This window comes from Pseudomonas sp. IT-P258 (assembly GCF_949767825.1).
Taxonomy (GTDB): Bacteria; Pseudomonadota; Gammaproteobacteria; order Pseudomonadales; family Pseudomonadaceae; genus Aquipseudomonas; species Aquipseudomonas monachiensis.
Map to the genome: position 1 here is coordinate 238,442 of NZ_CATKPU010000043.1, position 21,277 is coordinate 259,718.

15 protein-coding genes and 1 pseudogene are annotated in these 21,277 nt (G+C 59.1%); 10 read left to right on the forward strand and 6 right to left on the reverse strand.

Features of this window, described 5'->3' with window-relative positions; all coding sequences use genetic code 11:
* Positions 1 to 24 precede the first annotated feature (24 nt).
* The 10 genes from hutH to mdoH all read left to right on the forward strand — a co-directional run bounded on the left by hutH (position 25) and on the right by mdoH (position 13,520).
* Positions 25 to 1,557 (forward strand): histidine ammonia-lyase, encoded by a 1,533-nt coding sequence (gene hutH, locus ACM6G4_RS17010; protein ID WP_409078526.1) that lies wholly within the window; start codon positions 25 to 27, stop codon positions 1,555 to 1,557.
* Positions 1,558 to 1,681: 124 nt separating this feature from the next.
* Positions 1,682 to 3,088 carry an amino acid permease gene (locus ACM6G4_RS17015; protein ID WP_056725755.1) on the forward strand — a complete coding sequence of 469 codons (1,407 nt, stop codon included), beginning with the start codon at positions 1,682 to 1,684 and terminating at the stop codon, positions 3,086 to 3,088.
* Positions 3,089 to 3,105: 17 nt separating this feature from the next.
* The gene (hutI, locus tag ACM6G4_RS17020; RefSeq protein ID WP_056725752.1) at positions 3,106 to 4,311 is read left to right on the forward strand and encodes an imidazolonepropionase; all 1,206 of its coding nucleotides are present in this window, start codon (positions 3,106 to 3,108) and stop codon (positions 4,309 to 4,311) included.
* Positions 4,312 to 4,321: 10 nt separating this feature from the next.
* On the forward strand, positions 4,322 to 5,125 hold the full coding sequence (gene hutG, locus ACM6G4_RS17025; protein WP_056725750.1) for an N-formylglutamate deformylase: 804 nt from the start codon (positions 4,322 to 4,324) through the stop codon (positions 5,123 to 5,125).
* A 265-nt stretch (positions 5,126 to 5,390) separates the two neighbouring features.
* The gene (locus ACM6G4_RS17030) at positions 5,391 to 6,347 is read left to right on the forward strand and encodes a choline ABC transporter substrate-binding protein (protein WP_056725749.1); all 957 of its coding nucleotides are present in this window, start codon (positions 5,391 to 5,393) and stop codon (positions 6,345 to 6,347) included.
* A 58-nt stretch (positions 6,348 to 6,405) separates the two neighbouring features.
* The gene (locus tag ACM6G4_RS17035; protein WP_414914161.1) at positions 6,406 to 7,311 is read left to right on the forward strand and encodes an alpha/beta hydrolase; all 906 of its coding nucleotides are present in this window, start codon (positions 6,406 to 6,408) and stop codon (positions 7,309 to 7,311) included.
* 104 nt (positions 7,312 to 7,415) lie between these two features.
* On the forward strand, positions 7,416 to 8,387 hold the full coding sequence (pip, locus tag ACM6G4_RS17040; protein ID WP_056725745.1) for a prolyl aminopeptidase: 972 nt from the start codon (positions 7,416 to 7,418) through the stop codon (positions 8,385 to 8,387).
* The gene (gene dtd, locus ACM6G4_RS17045) at positions 8,384 to 8,821 is read left to right on the forward strand and encodes a D-aminoacyl-tRNA deacylase (protein ID WP_414914162.1); all 438 of its coding nucleotides are present in this window, start codon (positions 8,384 to 8,386) and stop codon (positions 8,819 to 8,821) included. The genes pip and dtd overlap by 4 nt, the downstream gene beginning before the upstream one ends.
* Before the next feature lie 321 nt (positions 8,822 to 9,142).
* Positions 9,143 to 10,957, forward strand: coding sequence for a glucan biosynthesis protein (locus ACM6G4_RS17050; RefSeq protein WP_056725743.1), 1,815 nt, complete (start codon positions 9,143 to 9,145; stop codon positions 10,955 to 10,957).
* The gene (gene mdoH, locus ACM6G4_RS17055) at positions 10,950 to 13,520 is read left to right on the forward strand and encodes a glucans biosynthesis glucosyltransferase MdoH (protein WP_414914163.1); all 2,571 of its coding nucleotides are present in this window, start codon (positions 10,950 to 10,952) and stop codon (positions 13,518 to 13,520) included. The genes ACM6G4_RS17050 and mdoH overlap by 8 nt, the downstream gene beginning before the upstream one ends.
* Before the next feature lie 101 nt (positions 13,521 to 13,621).
* Here the strand turns inward: mdoH and ACM6G4_RS17060 are convergent, their stop codons facing one another.
* From ACM6G4_RS17060 to tatB, 6 genes and pseudogenes are all read right to left on the reverse strand, one after another.
* Positions 13,622 to 17,029 (reverse strand): fibronectin type III domain-containing protein, encoded by a 3,408-nt coding sequence (locus tag ACM6G4_RS17060; RefSeq protein ID WP_414914164.1) that lies wholly within the window; start codon positions 17,027 to 17,029, stop codon positions 13,622 to 13,624.
* A 232-nt stretch (positions 17,030 to 17,261) separates the two neighbouring features.
* Entirely contained in the window at positions 17,262 to 18,134 is an 873-nt protein-coding gene (locus tag ACM6G4_RS17065) for a methyl-accepting chemotaxis protein (protein WP_414914296.1), read from the reverse strand.
* Positions 18,117 to 19,178: pseudogene (locus ACM6G4_RS17070) on the reverse strand (methyl-accepting chemotaxis protein); the annotation flags it as partial. The pseudogene ACM6G4_RS17070 and the gene ACM6G4_RS17065, both read right to left, overlap by 18 nt.
* 144 nt (positions 19,179 to 19,322) lie before the next feature.
* On the reverse strand, positions 19,323 to 20,030 hold the full coding sequence (locus tag ACM6G4_RS17075) for a 16S rRNA (uracil(1498)-N(3))-methyltransferase (protein WP_414914165.1): 708 nt from the start codon (positions 20,028 to 20,030) through the stop codon (positions 19,323 to 19,325).
* On the reverse strand, positions 20,027 to 20,821 hold the full coding sequence (gene tatC, locus ACM6G4_RS17080) for a twin-arginine translocase subunit TatC (protein WP_007989278.1): 795 nt from the start codon (positions 20,819 to 20,821) through the stop codon (positions 20,027 to 20,029). Before tatC ends, ACM6G4_RS17075 begins: the two co-directional genes overlap by 4 nt.
* The gene (tatB, locus tag ACM6G4_RS17085) at positions 20,818 to 21,270 is read right to left on the reverse strand and encodes a Sec-independent protein translocase protein TatB (protein WP_082562979.1); all 453 of its coding nucleotides are present in this window, start codon (positions 21,268 to 21,270) and stop codon (positions 20,818 to 20,820) included. The genes tatC and tatB overlap by 4 nt, the downstream gene beginning before the upstream one ends.
* Between the last annotated feature and the right edge of the window lie 7 nt (positions 21,271 to 21,277).

Sequence of the window (21,277 nt, forward strand, 5' to 3'; positions counted from 1 at the left end):
AACAACTCTCAAAAGGAGCACAAAATGACTGCGCTAAACCTGATTCCCGGCCAACTGAGCCTCGCCCAACTGCGTGACGTCTATCAGCAGCCGGTGAAACTGACCCTCGACCACAGCGCCTCGGCCCAGATCGAAGCCAGCGTTGCCTGCGTGGAACAGATCCTCGCCGAAAATCGCACCGCCTACGGCATCAACACCGGTTTCGGCCTGCTGGCCTCGACCCGCATCGCCAGCGAAGACCTGGAAAACCTGCAACGCTCGCTGGTGCTGTCCCACGCCGCCGGTGTCGGCCAGCCGATCAGCGATGAGCTGGTGCGACTGATCATGGTGCTCAAGGTCAACAGCCTGAGCCGTGGGTTCTCTGGCATCCGCCGCGTGGTGATCGACGCGCTGATCGCCCTGATCAACGCCGAGGTGTACCCGCACATTCCATTGAAAGGTTCGGTCGGTGCTTCCGGTGACTTGGCGCCTCTGGCCCATATGTCCCTGGTGCTGCTGGGCGAAGGCAAGGCACGCTACAAAGGCGAGTGGATGGAAGCCACCGAAGCGCTGAAAGTTGCAGGTCTGACCCCGCTGACCCTGGCCGCGAAAGAAGGCCTGGCGCTGCTCAACGGCACTCAGGTGTCCACCGCTTTCGCCTTGCGTGGCCTGTTTGAAGGCGAAGACCTGTTCGCCGGTGCCTTGGCCCTGGGCGGCCTGACCGTTGAAGCGGTCCTGGGTTCGCGTTCGCCGTTCGACGCCCGCATCCACGCTGCCCGTGGCCAGAAAGGCCAGATCGACGCCGCCGCCGCTTACCGCGACCTGCTGGGCGAGCGCAGCGAAGTGTCCGACTCCCACGAAAACTGCGAAAAGGTACAAGACCCGTACTCCCTGCGCTGCCAGCCACAAGTCATGGGCGCCTGCCTGACCCAGTTCCGTCAAGCGGCCGAAGTACTGGCGATCGAAGCCAACGCCGTTTCCGACAACCCGTTGGTGTTCGCCGCTGAAGGTGACGTGATCTCCGGTGGCAACTTCCACGCAGAACCAGTGGCCATGGCCGCTGACAACATGGCGCTGGCCATCGCCGAAATCGGCTCCCTGAGCGAGCGCCGTATCTCGCTGATGATGGACAAGCACATGTCGCAACTGCCGCCGTTCCTGGTGGCCAACGGTGGCGTGAACTCCGGCTTCATGATCGCCCAGGTGACCGCTGCGGCACTGGCCAGCGAGAACAAGGCATTGTCCCATCCGCATTCGGTGGACAGCCTGCCGACTTCCGCCAACCAGGAAGACCACGTTTCCATGGCTCCAGCGGCTGGCAAGCGTCTGTGGGAAATGGCCGAGAACACCCGCGGGATTCTCGCGGTGGAATGGCTGGCGGCAGTGCAGGGCCTGGACCTGCGCAACGGCCTTAAGACTTCGCCAAAGCTGGAAAAGGCCCGTGCCATCCTGCGTGCCGACGTGCCTTTCTATGAGAAGGACCGGTTCTTTGCGCCGGACATCAATGCGGCGTCTGAATTGTTGGCCTCGCGTTGCCTGAACGAACTGGTAACGGCGAAGTTGCTGCCTAGCCTGTAATTGCCCCTTCGCGAGCAAGTCGAATCGTCGCACCGCCGCTCCCACATGGATCGCGTTGAACCTGTAGGAGCTGGCTTGCCAGCGATTCGATTTAGCGTCGAATAACAATAATTAGGGACGAGAAATGCAACAGCCAGAAAAAGGTTTGAAACGCGGGCTCTCTGCCCGACATATTCGCTTCATGGCGCTGGGGTCGGCAATCGGCACCGGGCTGTTTTATGGATCTGCCTCGGCCATTCAAATGGCCGGGCCTGCGGTACTGCTCGCTTACCTGATCGGCGGCGCGGCGGTGTTCATGGTCATGCGCGCCCTCGGTGAGATGGCGGTGCACAACCCGGTGGCCGGCTCTTTCGGCCAGTACGCCAGCACCTACCTGGGGCCGATGGCAGGCTTCATCCTCGGTTGGACCTACGCATTCGAAATGGTCATCGTCGGCATGGCCGACGTCACTGCATTCGGTATTTACATGGGCTTCTGGTTCCCGGAGGTTTCCCGCTGGATCTGGGTGCTGGGTGTCGTTTCCATCGTTGGCGGCCTGAACTTGTGCAACGTCAAAGTCTTCGGTGAAATGGAGTTCTGGCTGTCGCTGCTCAAGGTCGCGGCCATCGTCGCGATGATCCTGGGCGGTTTCGGCATCATGTGGTTCGGCATCAGCTCGGCCCCAGGCCAGGCGACCGACATCAGCAACCTCTGGAACCACGGCGGTTTCATGCCCAATGGCATGGGCGGTCTGATCGCTTCGTTCGCGGTAGTGATGTTTGCGTTTGGCGGTATTGAAATCATCGGCGTAACGGCAGGTGAAGCCAAGGATCCGCAGCACGTGCTGCCCCGGGCGATCAATGCCGTACCGTTGCGGATCCTGCTGTTCTACGTGCTGACGATGCTGGTGCTGATGTCGATCTTTCCATGGCAGCAGATCGGCAGCCAGGGCAGCCCGTTCGTGCAGATCTTCGACAAGCTGGGGATCAGCTCGGCGGCCACCATCCTCAATATCGTGGTGATCACGGCGGCGATTTCGGCGATCAACAGTGACATCTTCGGCGCTGGCCGCATGATGTTCGGCCTGGCCCAGCAAGGGCATGCACCCAAGGGCTTCGCCCGCCTGTCGCGCAATGGCGTGCCATGGATGACGGTGGTGGTGATGAGTGCCGCGCTGTTGCTGGGTGTGTTGCTGAATTACCTGATCCCGGAAAACGTGTTCCTGTTGATCGCTTCCATCGCGACCTTTGCCACTGTGTGGGTCTGGCTGATGATTCTGGTGACCCAGGTGGCCATGCGCCGGTCCATGAGCGCCGAGCAGGTGGCACAACTGAAATTCCCGGTACCGCTGTGGCCTTATGCGCCAGCGGCGGCGATTGTCTTCATGCTGTTCATCTTCGGCGTGCTGGGCTATTTCCCGGACACCCAGGCAGCGCTGATCGTCGGCGTGGTCTGGATCGTGTTGCTGGTGCTGGCCTACCTGACGTGGGTGAAACCGGCGGCGGGCCAGGCAGCCCTGGTGACACAGGACCCTGTTTTTTCTCATCGATAACCTAATGGAGGCCACGGATGAAAACTCTCTGGCAACACTGTCACGTCGCAACCATGGCACAAGGCGTCTACTCGATCATCGAGGACGCGGCCATCGTGACGTCAGGAGCGCACATTGAGTGGATCGGCCCACGCGGTGAATTGCCGGCGGGCGAGTACCCGGCCGTCAATGATTTGAGTGGGGCCTGGGTCACGCCGGGCCTGATCGATTGCCACACTCACACGGTGTTCGGCGGTAACCGCAGCGGTGAATTCGAACAGCGCCTGCAAGGCGTCAGCTACGCGGAAATTGCCGCCAGCGGTGGCGGTATTGCCAGCACCGTGCGCGCCACCCGCGCAGCCAGCGAAGATGAACTGTTCGCCAGTGCCGCCAAGCGCCTGAAAAGCCTGATGCGTGATGGTGTCACCAGCATCGAAATCAAGTCCGGCTACGGCCTGGACCTGGCCAACGAACGCAAGATGCTGCGCGTGGCCCGTCGCCTCGGCGCCGAACTGCCGGTCAGCGTGCGCAGCACCTGCCTGGCGGCTCACGCCTTGCCGCCGGAGTACAAGGATCGCGCTGACGACTATATCGATCACATCTGCGCCGACATGCTCCCGGCCCTGGCCGCCGAAGGTCTGGTCGATGCGGTGGACGCGTTCTGCGAGTACCTGGCGTTCTCCCCGGCACAAGTCGAGCGGGTGTTCATCACCGCCCAGAAACTGGGCCTGCCAGTGAAGCTGCATGCCGAGCAGTTGTCGTCGCTGCATGGTTCAAGCCTGGCGGCGCGTTATCACGCATTGTCCGCCGACCACCTGGAGTTCATGACCGAGGATGACGCCATTGCCATGGCCAAGTCCGGCACGGTCGCGGTGCTGTTGCCCGGCGCCTTTTACTTCCTGCGCGAAACCCAATTGCCGCCGATGGAGGCCCTGCGCAAGCACGGCGTGAAAATCGCCATCGCCAGCGACCTCAACCCGGGCACCTCGCCGGCACTGTCGTTGCGCCTGATGCTGAACATGGCTTGTACCTGCTTGCGCATGACCCCGGAAGAGGCCCTGGCCGGCGCGACGATTCATGCCGCCACCGCACTGGGCATGGCTGACACCCATGGTTCGCTGGAGGTCGGCAAGGTCGCGGATTTTGTCGCCTGGCAAATCGATCGTCCGGCCGACCTGTGTTACTGGCTGGGCGGCGACCTGGAAAAACGCGTCGTGCGCCACGGCGTCGAATCAAGTCTGTAGGAGATCTGTTGTGGATAAGGTTCTGAACTTCAAACAAGGCCGCGTACCGCTGCTGATCAGCATGCCCCACGCTGGCGTGCGCCTGACACCTGCGGTCGAAGCCGGGTTGATCCCTGACGCGAAAAGCCTGCCGGATACCGACTGGCATATCCCGCAGCTTTACGACTTCGCCGCGCAACTGGGTGCAAGCACCCTGGCCGCCGAGTACTCGCGGTTCGTCATCGACCTGAACCGGCCATCCGACGACAAGCCGCTGTACGTGGGCGCGACCACAGGCCTGTACCCGGCCACGCTGTTCGACGGCGTGCCGTTGTTCCGTGAAGGGCTGGAGCCGTCGAAAGAAGAACGTGCGACTTATCTGGAGCAGATCTGGACGCCGTACCACAGCACCTTGCAGCAGGAGCTGGCGCGGCTGAAAGCCGAGTTCGGCTATGCGCTGCTGTTCGATGCGCACTCGATCCGCTCGATCATCCCGCACCTGTTCGACGGCAAGCTGCCAGACTTCAACCTCGGCACCTTCAACGGTGCCAGTTGCGATCCACAGCTTGCGACCCGTCTGGAAGCGATCTGCGCGCTTCACGACAACTACACCCACGTACTCAACGGGCGCTTCAAGGGCGGGCACATCACCCGTCATTACGGTAACCCGGCAGAAAACATTCATGCGGTGCAGCTGGAGTTGGGGCAGTGCACCTACATGGATGAGTTCGTGCCGTTCCGTTATCGCCCGGACCTGGCGGAGCCGACGCGGGTGGTGTTGAAGGAGTTGCTGCAAGGGTTGCTGGCCTGGGGCGAGAAGCACTACAACCGTTAATACTGTCGCAAAACCCTGTGGGAGCGGGCTTGCTCGCGAATGCGGTGGATCAGCCAGCATTGATGTCGGCTGACACGGCCTCTTCGCGAGCAAGCCCGCTCCCACAGGGTATGTGTTCGATTTGATAACGGATCATGAGTCGCCACCGTGCAAAACACGGTCGCCACAGTTCGCTTTCACCACTCGTCCGCTGCGTAATGTTCTGGCCACGGTGCACAAAGACACCGCCCCGACAATAATCCGCTGCCGCACGAGAATGCTCACTATGACAAGCCCCAAAGGTCTGTTCACCCGCTGTCTCTCAATCTTCTGCGGCACCGCTCTGTTGGGCGCCGGCGCCATGGCCGCGGACGACGCCTCCTGCAAAACCGTGCGTATGGGCGTGGTCAACTGGACCGACGTGATCGCCACCAGCGGCATGGCCGATGTGCTGCTCAACGGTCTGGGCTACGAAAGCAAGCAAACCAGCGCCGTACAGCAAATCATCTTCGCCGGTATCCGCGACAAGCGCCTGGACATCTTCCTTGGCTACTGGAAGCCGGCGATGGATAAAAACATCGCGCCCTTCGTGGCTGCCAATCAGGTCAAGGTCATGGACAAGCCAAGCCTGGCCGATGCCCAGGCCACCCTCGCGGTCCCGGATTATGTGGCAGCGGCGGGCCTGAAAACCTTTGCCGACATCGCGAAGTTCAAGGATCAGCTCGGCGGCAAGATCTACGGCATCGAGCCGGGCAGCGGCGCCAACACCACGATCAAGACCATGATCGAAACCAATCACTTTGGCCTCAAGGACTTCAAACTGATCGAGTCCGGTGAAGCCGGCATGCTCGCTGCCGTTCAGCGGGCGGTGAATCGCAAGGAGTTCGTGGTGTTCGTCGGCTGGACCCCGCACCCGATGAACATCAACATGAAGATCGACTATCTGACCGGCAGCGAAGACGTCTACGGACCGAATGAAGGCGCCGCGACGGTCTCCACCGTGACTGCACCGGATTACGCCCAGCGCTGCCCGAACGTCAATCGGTTGCTGGAAAACCTGACGTTCACCGCCGCCCAGGAAAGCCAGTTGATGGTGCCGATCATGGAGCGCCAGACGGCTCAGGATGTCGCGAAAAAATGGCTGCGTGACCATCCCGAGGACTTGCAGCGCTGGCTGGCGGGTGTCAGCAGTTTCGATGGCAAGGACGGCGTGGCCACGGTTCAGGCCAGCCTGAAGAACTGATCCCTGTCTGATCAAGTCCTGTGGGTCCCACACATTTCCCTGAACGAGCACCAGGCTCATGGCTCCATACCCGCTTTCCAAACAGATGACGGCTTTCGTCGACAAAACCCTGAGTTTCAACAGCACCGACAGCAGTATCAGCGGGTTGCGCCAGGCCTACAGCGAGATGTGCCGGGCATTTACCCCGGCACGTCCCGCCGGGTTGCAGGTGGTCGATTTCGAGTTGGACGGTGTTGCGGTTCGTTCCTATCAGCCACCGGCCAGCGGTGCGTCGTGCATCGTTTATTTGCATGGCGGTGGCTGGGTGGTGGGGGACCTCGATTCCCACGACTTCATCTGCGCCGAATGGGCATCGACACTCGGTGTACGGGTGATCGCCGTCAATTACCGTCGGGCACCGGAACATCCGTTTCCCGCCGCGTTCGATGATTGCCTGACGGTGTGGCGAGCACTGCGCGCCGGGCCGTTTAAACTCGACCCCGAGCGAACGCTGGTGGCCGGCGACAGTGCCGGTGGCAACCTGGCGGCGGCGTTGTGCCTGGCGCTACGCGATGCCGGCGAGCCGCTGCCGTGCGCGCAGGTGCTGATCTATCCGGGGTTGGGCGGCGATCACCGGCTGCCGTCGCGCAGTGAGTGCATCGACGCGCCGTTACTCAGCAGCAGTGACGTCGATTACTATCACGCGCTTTACCTGCAAGGCACCCGCCATCCGAGCGCCTGCGCCATGCCATTGCTCGCCACGGATTTCAGTGGACTGCCACCGGCGTTGATCGCGGTGGCGCAATTCGACCCGTTGCGTGATGACGGCGTGCTGTATGCCGAGCGACTGAATGCCGCGGGCGTGATTGCCACTCTGTATGTCGGCGAGGGTTTGGTCCATGGCTGTTTGCGGGCCCGCGGGCAGGTAACCGAGGTCGATGCGCTGTACGAAACCCTGTTTGGTTATCTTGCGCAAAGACTCTGACTTCGCGCGGGCATGCTCATTGACGTAATTCGGGTTTATGATGCCGGACGGCAGAATAATAGAAGTCCCCCCAGGGATGACCTCGACCCCTTACGGAGTGCGCAATGCAGACTTTGTACCCGCAGATCAAACCCCACGCCCGGCACGATCTGGCCGTCGACGAAACCCACACCCTGTACGTCGACGAAAGCGGTTCACCGGAAGGTTTGCCGGTGGTGTTCATCCACGGTGGCCCCGGCGCCGGATGTGATGCCCAAAGTCGTTGTTTCTTCGATCCAAACCTCTATCGCATTGTCACCTTCGATCAGCGCGGTTGCGGTCGATCCACCCCCCACGCCAGCCTGGAAAACAACACCACCTGGGACCTGGTCGCCGACCTCGAGCGGATTCGCCAGCACCTGGGCATCGATAAGTGGGTGCTGTTTGGCGGTTCCTGGGGTTCGACCCTGGCGCTGGCCTACGCACAAACCCATCCTGAGCGGGTACACGGCCTGATCCTGCGCGGGATCTTTCTCTGCCGCCCGCAGGAAATCGAATGGTTCTACCAGGCCGGCGCCAGCCGCCTGTTCCCCGATTACTGGCAGGACTACATCGCGCCGATCCCGCTGGACGAGCGCGACGACTTGCTCACCGCGTTCCACAAGCGCCTGGTCGGCAACGACCAGATCGCCCAGATGCACGCGGCCAAGGCCTGGTCCACCTGGGAGGGCCGTACCGCGACCTTGCGTCCCAACCCGCTGGTGGTCGATCGCTTCTCCGAACCACAACGTGCGTTGTCGATTGCCCGCATCGAATGCCACTACTTCACCAACAATGCCTTCCTGGAGCAGAACCAGCTGATTCGCGACATGGGCAAGATCGCCCATTTGCCTGGCGTGATCATCCATGGTCGCTATGACGTTATCTGCCCGCTGGATAACGCCTGGGAATTGCATCAAGCGTGGCCGAACAGCGAACTGCAGGTCATCCGCGATGCCGGTCATGCCGCTTCCGAGCCGGGCATCACCGACGCGCTGGTACGCGCCGCCGATCAGATGGCCCGGCGTCTGCTCGACCTGCCGCCTGAAGAAGCATGAAGGGTCTGCTACAGCGTGTGCGCGGCGCGCGGGTCGAGGTCGCGGGCGAGATCGTGGGTGCCGTCGATCAGGGATTGCTGGTCCTGGTAGCCGTCGAGCCCGACGATACGCGGGCCAACGCCGACAAACTCCTTAATAAACTGCTTAACTATCGGGTATTCAGTGACGCCGAGGGCAAGATGAATCTGTCCCTGGCGGATGTGGGCGGCGGGCTGCTGCTGGTCTCTCAGTTCACCCTGGCTGCCGATACCAAAAGCGGACTGCGTCCGGGGTTCTCGACCGCGGCCCCTCCGGCGCTGGGCGAGGAGTTGTTCGACTATCTATTAAGCAAAGCGAAACAGGTGCATGGCACTGTGGCATCAGGTAGATTCGGCGCGGATATGCAGGTGCACCTGGTCAATGATGGCCCGGTAACCTTCCTGTTACAGACCTGAAAGCGTTTGAAACAAGTTTTTACGCTCATTTCGACTGAAAACAGGGCTTTTTCGCGATAAATACTTTGTTACCCCTGATGCGTTGTAACGCGGCCTACTAGATAATCCCGCGCTACGGGGATCAGCGTTCGTTGGTCCATTTTGACTTAGGTAGAGACTTGTCCGGATCCGATTGGGGAATCATTTCGCCTCAGCGGAGTCGGAACAATGCTCGCCAACTTGGCAAGAGTGGTTTGCAAGGGCGGTTTTTTCAGACCGTACACCGTGCAGGCCCTTTAACTGGCCGTTGGTTTTTTGATCTGTTTTCGGCGAGGGTTGCTCGTGATTGTTAGTCCCTGTAACGCACCAAAATTGTCTGCCAAACGGTTACGCAGCGCCCTGGTAGCGGGCTCTGCACTGCTCTGCCTGCTCAGCGCCGGTCAGCTTTGGGCATTCAGTCTGGATGATGTATCGGTCAAGGCAAAAGAGCTGGCCGCGCAGAAATACGAAGCGCCGCGCAGTAACCTGCCGAACGAGTTCCGCGACATGAAATTCGCGGACTATCAGAAAATTCGTTTTCTGACGGAAAAGGCCGAGTGGGCTGATCAGAAGACGCCGTTCAAGCTGTCCTTCTATCACCAGGGCATGCATTTCGATACGCCGGTGAAAATCAACGAAATCACCGCCAACACCGTCGAAGAGATCAAATACGATCCGAGTCGTTTCGACTTCGGCGACTTGCAGTTCGATCCAAAGGCCACTGAACAACTGGGTTATGCCGGTTTCCGTGTGCTGTACCCGATCAACAAGGCCGACAAGCAAGACGAAATCATGACCATGCTTGGCGCGAGTTACTTCCGCGTCGTCGGCAAGGGTCACGTCTATGGTTTGTCCGCTCGCGGCATGGCGCTGGATACCGCATTGCCGTCCGGCGAAGAATTCCCGCGTTTCCGCGAGTTCTGGATTCAGCAGCCCAAGCCAGGCGACAAGCACCTGGTGATCTTCGCCCTGCTGGATTCGCCGCGTGCCACCGGCGCCTATCGCCTGACCCTGCGTCCGGGCAGCGACACCATCGTCGACGTCAAGGCGCAGATGTTCCTGCGTGACAAGGTCGGCAAACTGGGCATTGCCCCGTTGACCAGCATGTTCCTGTTCGGCGCCAACCAGCCGTCGAAAGTACTGAACTACCGTCGCGAGCTGCACGACTCCAGCGGTCTGGCGATCCATGCCGGCAACGGCGAGTGGATCTGGCGCCCGCTGAACAATCCGAAACACCTGGCCGTGAGCAACTTCAGCGTGGAAAACCCGCGCGGCTTCGGTCTGCTGCAGCGTGGCCGCGACTTCAGCCATTACGAAGACCTCGACGACCGTTACGACAAGCGTCCAAGCGCCTGGATCGAGCCGAAGGGTGACTGGGGCAAGGGCACAGTCGACCTGGTCGAGATTCCGACCGCCGACGAAACCAACGACAACATCGTTGCCTTCTGGAATCCGGAAAAACTGCCGGAACCTGGCCAGCCGCTCGATGTCGCTTATCGTATGCACTGGACCATGGATGAAGCCTCGATTCACGCGCCGGACAGCGCCTGGGTCAAACAGACCCTGCGGTCCACGGGTGACGTCAAGCAGTCCAACCTGATTCGTCAGCCGGACGGCAGCGTTGCCTACCTGGTGGACTTCGAAGGCCCGTCCCTGGCGGCATTGCCGGCCGATACGGAAGTTCGCAGCCAGGTCAGCGTCGGCGACAACGCCGAGCTGGTGGAAAACAGCGTGCGCTACAACCCTGAAACCAAGGGCTGGCGCCTGACCCTGCGGATGAAGATCAAGGATCCGGGCAAGTCCACCGAGATGCGTGCCGCGCTGGTGCAGAACATCGTGCCGGCGGACCTGGCCAAGACTTCGATTCCAGCGTCGAACTCGTCGGTTGCCAAGGCCGACAAGGTTGCCGCCAAGCAACAAGAGAAAGCGGACAAGGAAGCCAGGCAAGCGGAGGCCAAGCAGGCCGAAGCCAAGCCTGTTGCAGATGCCAAGGACCAGGCCAATAAAGACGCCAAGCAGCCTGTTGCTGCCGACGCGGCCCCAGCCACACCGGAATCGGCACCGACTGAAGAAGTCCTGACCGAAACCTGGAGCTATCAGTTGCCTGCCGATGAGTAACTCTCAAGTACGGCCAGAAACTCTTTCCGAGTATCTGGCGCATCTGCCGATGACCGACCAGCAGCGCGCGGAACTCGCGGGCTGCCAGTCTTTCAGCGAATTGCACGAACGCCTGTCATCGTCGACGTTCGACGCCCCGACCGAAGCCGCCCAGGCTTCGGTGGGCAAACGCCTGACCCTGAGCACTGCCGAAGAGCTGCAGGACGCGGAAATGCTGGTGCTCGACGCCAACGGCCGGGTCTGCCTCAAGGCGACCCCGCCGATCCGGCGGACCAAGGTCGTGCCGGAGCCGTGGCGCACCAACATTCTGGTGCGTGGCTGGCGCCGGATGACCGGTCGTACCAACCCGCCGAAGCCGCCGAAGGACGAGCGTGTCCTGCCGGCCGCACGCTGGCGCACCGTGGGTTCGATCCGTCGCTACATTCTGTTGCTGCTGATGCTCGGCCAGACCATCGTCGCCGGCTGGTACATGAAAGGCATCATGCCGTACCAGGGCTGGTCGTTCGTCGACCTCGAAGAAGTCCTGCACCAACCGCTGCTGCAAACCGCCACGCAAGTGCTGCCGTATGCCTTGCAGACCAGCATCCTGATCCTGTTCGGGATTCTGTTCTGCTGGGTGTCGGCCGGTTTCTGGACCGCGCTGATGGGCTTCCTCGAATTGCTGACCGGTCACGATAAATACCGTATCTCCGGTAAAAGTGCCGGCAATGAGCCAATTCCGAAGGATGCACGCACCGCTTTGGTGATGCCGATCTGCAACGAAGACGTGCCTCGTGTATTCGCCGGCCTGCGCGCGACCTTCGAGTCGGTGGCGGCCACGGGTGACCTGGACCGCTTTGACTTCTTCGTGCTCAGCGACAGTAACGACGCTGACATCTGCGTTGCCGAGCAGCAGGCCTGGCTGGACGTCTGCCGTGAAGCCGGGGGCTTCGGCAAGATCTTCTATCGCCGTCGCCGTCGTCGCGTAAAACGCAAAAGCGGCAACCTCGACGACTTCTGCCGTCGCTGGGGCGGTGACTACAAGTACATGGTCGTACTCGACGCCGACTCCGTGATGAGCGGCGAGTGCCTGACCAGTCTGGTGCGCCTGATGGAAGCCACGCCGGACGCCGGGATCATCCAGACCGCGCCACGGGCGTCGGGCATGGATACCCTGTATGCGCGCATGCAGCAGTTCGCCACTCGCGTGTATGGCCCGCTGTTCACCGCCGGCCTGCACTTCTGGCAGCTGGGCGAGTCGCACTACTGGGGCCACAACGCGATCATCCGCATGAAGCCGTTCATCGACCACTGCGCCCTGGCGCCGTTGCCGGGTAAAGGCGCGTTCTCCGGCTCGATCCTGTCTCACGACTTCGTAGAAGCCGCGTTGATGCGCCGTGCTGGCTGGGGCGTGTGGATTGCCTACGACTTGCCGGGCAGCTATGAAGAACTGCCGCCGAACCTGCTGGACGAACTCAAGCGTGACCGTCGCTGGTGCCACGGCAACCTGATGAACTTCCGCCTGTTCCTGGTCAAGGGCATGCACCCGGTGCACCGCGCGGTGTTCCTGACCGGCGTGATGTCCTACCTGTCGGCGCCGTTGTGGTTCTTCTTCCTGGTGCTGTCGACCGCGCTGCTGGCGGTCAACACGCTGATGGAGCCACAGTACTTCCTCGAACCGCGCCAACTCTATCCGCTGTGGCCTCAATGGCACCCGGACAAGGCGATTGCGCTGTTCTCGACCACCATCGTGCTGCTGTTCCTGCCGAAGCTGCTGAGCATCATCCTGATCTGGGCCAAGGGCGCCAAAGAGTTCGGCGGCAAGTTCAAGGTGACCCTGTCGATGCTGCTGGAGATGCTGTTCTCCATGCTGCTGGCACCGGTGCGGATGATCTTCCACACCCGTTTCGTCCTCGCCGCGTTCCTCGGCTGGGCCGCGACCTGGAACTCGCCGCAACGTGACGACGACTCCACGCCATGGAGCGAGGCGGTCAAGCGCCACGGGCCGCAAACCCTGCTGGGCTTCTTCTGGGCCATGCTGGTGATCTGGCTGAACCCGAGCTTCCTGTGGTGGCTGGTGCCGATCGTCGGTTCGTTGATGCTGTCGATCCCGGTATCGGTGATCTCCAGCCGTGTCGGCCTGGGCCTGAAGTCACGTGACGAGAGCCTGTTCCTGATCCCTGAGGAATACAATCCGCCGCAGGCCCTGCTGGCGACCGACCAGTACACCCACGAAAACCGCTGGCATGCGCTGAACGACGGCTTTGTCCGTTCGGTGGTCGACCCACAACAGAACGCCCTGGCGTGCTCGTTGGCGACTTCCCGGCACAATCAGGCCGAGCCGATTGAATGGCTGCGGATCGAGCGGGTTCGCCACGCGATGAAGGTTGGCCCGCAAGGGTTGACCAACAACGAGAAGGTGCAACTGCTGAGCGACCCGGTGGCCTTGGCTCGCTTGCATGAGCAGGTCTGGGGCGAAGGGCATGCCGAGTGGTTGGATGCGTGGCGGGCATCGGTGAAAGCCGATCCCCATGCGCCGCTGTTGCCGCTTCGACCTGTCAGCTTGCAGGCTCAACCGGCCTGATGAAAAAACCCCGCGAAAGCGGGGTTTTTTTTGCTTGCTTGGGGTGATAGTTCTTGCGACTGGTTTTGCAGATGCGGTGATTAGCCTTGGGTCGCCACTTATTACTTTGTGGTGAACTCAGAGATTAACGGTTGAGATGGTCCCTCATTATTGATAGCGACGACTCTCACTTCGTAACGCGTGCGTGAAGGCAGGCGCTCCCTCATGGTTGTTGCGCTCGGACGGTAGTTGAACTCCCTCCCCTCCGGATTGACCAGCGTGACTTGGTAGCCGGTTACAGGTTCACTTGGTGCATCCCATTCAAGAATTGTTTCATCTGTTGGTTGGGTATAGCGGAAATTCTGAGGTGCACTTGGTGCATTGCCTTGTATGTATAAATCGATTGAAGTTGGCTCGGATAATTCGCCGGATTCAATTTGCGTTTTCACGGTAACGGTGTAATTGCCTGCGCGCGTCAGTCCAGAAAAAACATGTTGAGTTTCCGCGACAAAAAACGGCGGCGCATCGTCAAGGGTAAGCTGATAACCCGTTATCCCCACTGCGCCAAGTGGTGCATCCCAGACCAACCTGAATGATGTTTTTGTCACATCTCTCAAGTGCAGTACATGAGGGGGGGCAAAACCTATTCGAATAGCGACAGGCTCGGAAAACTGATCGGCCATACTGCGCGCACGTACCTCATAAAGATAAGCTTCGCCGCTTGCAGGCATCGCAATCAGGCATTGAGGGATCGGTGACGCAGGGGTAGCAGCCCATTGGCGATCGTCCTTGGTCACGATGTATTGAATCGCTGCACCGGTTTCAGGTGGATGCCAAAGCAGGGTTGGAGTGCCAGTGGTATTCAGTCGTAGGTTTCCAACGGGCCCCGGCGGTGTAGAGGCCTCAGGTGTCGTGACTTGCAGGTGGGCAGGTTCGGAGAAGTACCCTTCATTGTCTTTGGTTCGTACTTCGAAAAGGTAGGTTCTGCCTGGGGACAGCCAATAAGTGTCGTAAGTGGTGATATCAACCATGCGAAGCGATGTGCCATCGCGAAAAACCTGATAACCAGCCACCCATCCATCGTCACTGCCAGCCAGCCATGACAACTTGACACTAGCAGAAGTCAGGTTGCTGTAGCTAAGCTCTCTTGGCGAAGTGGGCCTTGCCTTGGTCCTGAAGGATACGCTGGCAGACGGTGATAAGTTTCCGGCGGCGTCAAAGGCTTTTATTTCAACTGTATATTGGGTTGCCTCATCTAATTCGGTAAGCGTGTATTGCGTTGTGGGGGTTGAAATAGGTGGTTTATTATTTGTCGTGATTGTGTAACCGGTTACCGCGATGTTGTCGCTGGATGGTGTCCAACTGATTGTTGCAGATGTTTGTGTGATGTTTGTAATAACCGGGGTTCCCGGTTTTATTGGGGAGATGTTGTCAACAGATTCAATTGTGATTGCGTCGATAGTGGAAGGGACATTTTTGTCGTTGATAGCCCAGACTTCGATGAGAAAGGACTTGTCCAGTGGTAATTCCTTGAACGTATAGCTGTTTTCTGTGCTTGGAATTAATAGAGGGGCTTCCTCGTTTATCGAAACTGCATAATTTATTACATTGGCGCTGCTTGAGCGGGCCCAGGAAATAGACGTGCCTGCTTCGGTGCGAGATGTGACGGTTAGGTTCCATGGCTTCACTGGAGATGTTGCATCAAAAACAAAATCGTGTTGGATAAAGTCGCTTACTGGGTAACGCTCATACCAGGTCATGCAGCGGTGAGATATGCGCTCGCCTTGACTGGCTTGAAAGTTGAACGTCGGCAATTTACCGGGTTCGGGGCGGGAGAAATCCCAACGGTTTTGTGTCTCGCCTTGGTAGTATACGTCTGGATATAATGAGTATGCATCGGTTTCCCATAGAATGCAGGCATCATATTTTTCGGTTGCTTCGTCATATCCGGTGATGAAATATTTAGCATTGATAACAGTTGGGCGGGGATAAAGCGTGATTGTCGAAAACTCAGAGTAGAGACCATTATTGTCTTTCGCGCGGATTTTAACATCGTATTGCTGAGTATGTATCAATCCGTAAATATCAGTGAATCCCCTGTTGGTTGGTGAGTAGGGTACCGTTTTTAAGAAGGTATCATCTAGATAAACTTCATAACCTTCTAATCCGGCAAGGTCGATTGAGTGGTCCCACGTTAGAGTCACGGAGGTTCCATTGAGTCCTTGTTCCAGGGTAAGGTTGACAGGGGTTGTTGGAGGAACAGTGTCTAAGATTAAAACAAATTCGTCAGAAAATTCCGACTTGTTCTCCGTGTTATCGATCGCTCTGATTTTGAATGAATAGTTTCTAAGCGCAAAGTTTCTGTGCATATATGGGTTATCGGCAGTAGTTGCGATGAGGTCACCATTTTGGTATATTTCATATTTTTTCACGCCAAGGTTGTCAGATGCTGGATTCCAGCTAAATACCAAAGTGTTTTGAAATGATCCATCGATTATGGTTTCATCTTTTGCTGTTACGGTCAGGTTGGCTGATGTGAATATTGGGGCAATATTGTCCTTTGCTCTTAATTTATTTAATTCTATGCATTTGTCGACAACGCTGACTCTCGAAGATTCAGAGTTGATAAAATCAACCATAAGTATATTTACATTTTGGAAGCCTGGTTTGAAAGCCTCCGTTCTTACGGGGCTATCGGGATCCAGGTCATATGGACTTAAATGTTTTGAAACTGTAGCTGATAGTACCGAGTAGCCTTCCTGTGGTCTAAGCATTGCGCTGGTGACCAAATTTGTAATGCTTTCTTCAGATGTATCGGGTGTCCATCTATGATCGATGGGATACCATATTTGTTCTCTGCGTACTGTTCCACCCGGCCATTTGTCTATGTTTCCACTGGGGGGTGTTGGATAGTTGTGGTTGAGACGTAGAATTATATTGCAGCCTGGATGGTTTTTACGTATTTCACCGATGCTTAAGTTTTCAGCTGAGGGAGGTATTAAGCGATCTTTTATTGAGCTGAATTTAGCCAGGCAGCGTTCGAGACTGTTGTGCGCATGGTTGCGTCCCCGATCGTATTTGCGGAAGTCAATTGTTACAATTTCACCTGGGTTGGCGTCTGAAAAGTTCCTGACTGCATCAACTAAATGATTCAGGTGTCGGCCTACGGAAACAAAGTCATGTGCAAATTCGAAAATTTCAATGAATTTGTACCTTGGAATTTTGCTTCCCCCGACATCCTTTTTGTAGCTGGCGTCAACAAGACGTAAATCCAGATATCGTGCTCCAGCAGCTAGTTGACGAGAGAAGCTGTATAATTGGCAAACTGCCCAATGCGAACCAATATTAAATTTACCATCCTTGTCGACACCGGAGTTGTGTGCGCCAGGAATGGCCAGTTGGTGTATTTTCAGGTGGGCGATGTCCGCTGCCATGTCGGTCATCCAACGGCTGTAATTGGCATTGGGTGCGATAGAGTCAGAGAGTTCTTTTTGTGAAGTGGCAGTGGAGTCGATTGGGTCGTTATACATGATATTGCTCCTGTGAAAAAAGCAGGACCAATATCATGAGCAGTTTTAACGCACTGCGTAACTAACAGAACTGTTAGTAAAGACTGGTGGTTGTTCTGTTATTTTTAAGGGTTATGCGCAGACGATCTTTCGGATGTGAAGCTCAGGCTTGAGTAAAATCGCCGGCGTGTGGCTTGCACCGGCGATCAATATATTCGGGTACGTTGGGGTTGCAAGCAGTTGCCGAATCACATCAAACCTTGAACCGCCCCACCAACATCTGCAAATGGGTCCCCAACCGCGCCAATTCAACGCTGGACGCCGCGGTCTCTTCACTCGCCGCCGAGGTCTGATCCGACACATCCCGCACGTTCAGCACGCTCCGGTTGATCTCTTCGGCCACGGCGCTTTGCTGTTCGGCGGCAGCAGCAATCTGCTGGTTCATCGCCTGGATCGCCGACACCGTGCGGGTGATGCTTTCCAGTGAACCGCCGGCGCGGCGGGTCAGTTCAACGCTACTGTCGGTCAGGGTGCGGCTGTTGTCCATGATGGTCGCGACTTGCTGGGTGCCGTTTTGCAGGCCGACGATCAGTTCTTCGATCTCTTCGGTGGACTTCTGGGTGCGCTGGGCCAGGCTGCGGACTTCGTCGGCGACCACGGCAAAACCACGCCCGGCTTCACCGGCGCGAGCAGCTTCAATCGCGGCGTTGAGGGCCAGCAGGTTGGTTTGTTGGGCCACGGACTTGATGACGTCGAGCACGCTGCCGATCTTGTCGCTTTCGCGTTTGAGTTCACCCATGGCCTCGGTGGAGTGGCCGACTTCCTTGGCAAGGCGTTCGATCTGGGCGATGGCTTCAGCGACCACTTTGTCGCCCTCACGGGCCTGTTGGTCGGCGGCGACGGCGGCTTCGGAGGCCTCTTCGGCGTTGCGCGCGACTTCCTGTACGGTGGCGGCCATTTCGTTCATGGCGGTGGCAACCTGATCGGTCTCGACCTTCTGGCTGTTGACCCCCGCGCTGGTCTGCTCGGTGACGGCAGACAACTCTTCGGCGGCGCTGGCGATCTGCGTGACGCCATCGCTGATGCCGCCGATCAGTTCGCGCAAGCCCTGGGTCATGCTTTGCATGGCACGCTGCAACTGGCCGAGTTCGTCGCGACGCTGGGACGTCAGGTTGTGGGTCAGGTCGCCACTGGCGACGCGCTGGGCCACGAGCAGGGTCTGGTTCAACGGAATGATGATCTGCCGGGTTATCGCCCAGGCGGCCAACAGGCCGAAGGCGATGGCCAGCACGGTGGCGAGGGTCAGCATGTTCTTGGCGTGGGCGGCGTCGGTATCACGCACGACGGTTTGCGAGGCGGTGAGTTTCTGGCTCATGTCCAACAGGATTTCGCCTTGGGCAGACATGCGTGCCAGAGCCTTGGCGCTGGCCACCTGAGAGTCGCGGAACTGGCTGACGGCGGCGCGATAGGCCTTCAGCGAGTCAGTTGCCTGTTGCAGGTTGGCGATGTGTTCTTCAGGCAGTTTGGCCGGCAGGCTCTCGAGGTTCTTCAGGGCATTGTCGATTGCGTCTAGGGCTGGCTGTTCGGCTTCGCTCTTGCCGCTATAGGTGTAGCCACGCACCTGGAAGCGCGCCTGCTGGATCAGTTTGCTCAGGTCGATCACGCTGTTGAACGCCGCCACGCTGTCACCTTGCAGCATGGATTTTTCCACTTCGGCGACGCGGGCCACGGCGTTGTCGGCGGTGGCGCCGAGTTTGCTGCGGGCATCTTCACGGTGGGCGCCAGCCTGGGTCATGTCGTTGAAGGCACGACGGTATTCGGCGACCGCGGCCAGTTGTTGATCGACCATGGCCGTATCGGCCGGTTGCTCGATCAGGCCACGGGCGGTCTGCAGGCCGCTTTCGAGCTTGCCCAACAGATCGTTGACAGCACCGGGACCTTGTTCACCGCGACGCATCTCGTAATACAGACGTGCGATGCGCAGATCCTTGGTGAGGTCGTTGAGACTGGCGATGAACCCCAGTTTGTCGCCACGGCTGGTCACGTCGCTCAGGCCGCTCCAGCCGGTGAAGGTGATCAGCAGGGTCAATAACAGCACCAGGCCGAAGCCGATCCCCAGCTTGCGTTTAACGCTGACGTTTCCCAGATTCTCGGCTAGCCATTGGTACATGCTGAAACTCCCTGGACCACAATTTGGTTTTATGGGGGATGTATCGGCAGGAGGGCGCGGTTCTGTAGGCGTCGCCCGATGTATGGGCGGATGATGACCTGTGGGAGCGAGCAAGCCCGCTCCCACAAGGGATTGTGTTCGGGATTAGAAAAGGCGTGCCAGCAACGCGGTTACGGCGGTTTCGACGCGCAGGATGCGCTCGCCCAGTTGCACCGGTTGCAGGCCGGACTTGCCCAGCAGGTCGATCTCGTAGGGAATCCAGCCACCCTCGGGGCCGATAGCCAGGGTCACCGGTTCGCTGAGGGCGCGAGGGCAAGGCGGGTAATTGCCCGGATGACCCACCAGGCCGAGGGTGCCTTCAGTGATCGCGGGCAGACGGTCTTCGACGAACGGCTTGAAGCGCTTCTCGATCACGACTTGCGGCAGTACGCTGTCCCGGGCCTGTTCGAGGCCGAGGATCAGCTGCTCGCGAATCGCCTCGGGCTCCAGGAACGGGGTCTGCCAGAAGCTCTTCTCGACGCGATAGCTGTTGACCAGCACGATACGCGGCACACCCATGGCCGCCACGGTCTGAAACACCCTACGCAGCATCTTGGGTCGTGGCAGGGCCAATACCAGGGTCAATGGCAGCTTGGCCGGTGGTGGCTGGTCGAGGGTGACGCGCAATTGCGCTTCGTCGGCGCCCAGGCGCAGCACTTCAGCCGAGCCCATCAGCCCGCCGATCCGCCCGACGCGCATGCTGTCGCCCACTTCACAGCGGTGGACTTCCTGCATGTGGGTCAACCGGCGATCACGCAGGACCACGCGGTCGGCCGCAATGAAATCGGCCTCTTCGAGGAGCAGCAGGTTCACGCTTGAGTCGCTGGCGGCTGGTCGTTGTGATCGTCAGCCGGCTGGTCGTCCGGATGCTCGCCACGCTTGCTGATCAGACTGCCAAACAGGATGCCGATCTCGAACAACAGCCACATCGGCACGGCCAGCAGGGTCTGCGAGAAGATGTCCGGTGGCGTCAGGATCATGCCGACCACGAAGCAGCCGATGATCACGTACGGGCGGATCTTCTTCAGGTACTTGACGTCGACCACGCCGATCCACACCAGCAGCACCACGGCCACCGGAATTTCGAACGCCACGCCAAAGGCGAAGAACAGCGTCATGACGAAATCGAGGTAGCTGGTGATGTCGGTCATCATTTCCACGCCGGCCGGGGTGGCGGAGGCGAAGAACTTGAAGATCAGCGGGAACACCAGGAAATAGGCGAACGCCATGCCGGCGTAGAACAGAAAGATGCTGGAGACCAGCAAGGGCACGGCGATGCGCTTTTCATGCTTGTACAGGCCCGGGGCGATGAAACCCCAGATCTGGTGCAGGATCACCGGGATGGCCAGGAACAGCGAGACCATCATTGTCAGCTTCAGTGGCGTCAGGAACGGCGACGACACGTCAGTGGCAATCATCGTCGCGCCAGCGGGCAGGTACGCGCGCAGCGGCGTGGAGACGAAGGTGTAGATCTGCTGGGTAAAGGCAAACAGCCCGGCAAAGATGATGAAGATCGCCGCTACGCAGCGCAGCAGACGGGTACGCAACTCGGTGAGGTGCGAAACCAGCGGCATGTGCTGGTCGTTTTCAGGAAGATCGCTCATGGGGCTCGCGGCGGCAGTGTTGGGTCATGAGGGGCCGGCGCAACGGGCGCAGCCGCAGGTGTAACGGGTTCAACCGCAGTGGCTGCAACAACAGGCGCAGGTTCGACAGGCGCGACAACGGGAGCGGGTGTCGGGTCGACGGCAGCGGCAGGCGCATGAATCGTCTGCGCGCCCACGTGCTCCACCGGCGTCGGCTCCTGCTGGGTCGGCGTGAAGATTTTCCGCGCCTCCTGCTCAAGCGACAGGATGTGCTCGTTGTGCAGTTGCCGACGGATTTCGTCGGCACCGATTTCACGTTCAACTTCCTGTTTGATTGCGTTGAAGCTGCGCTTCAGGCGCCCGACCCACAGGCCAGCGGTGCGCGCAGCGCCCGGCAAGCGCTCGGGACCCAGCACCAGCAGGGCGACGAGGCCGACGAGCAGCAGTTCAGAGAAGCTGATACCAAACATTAGTCAG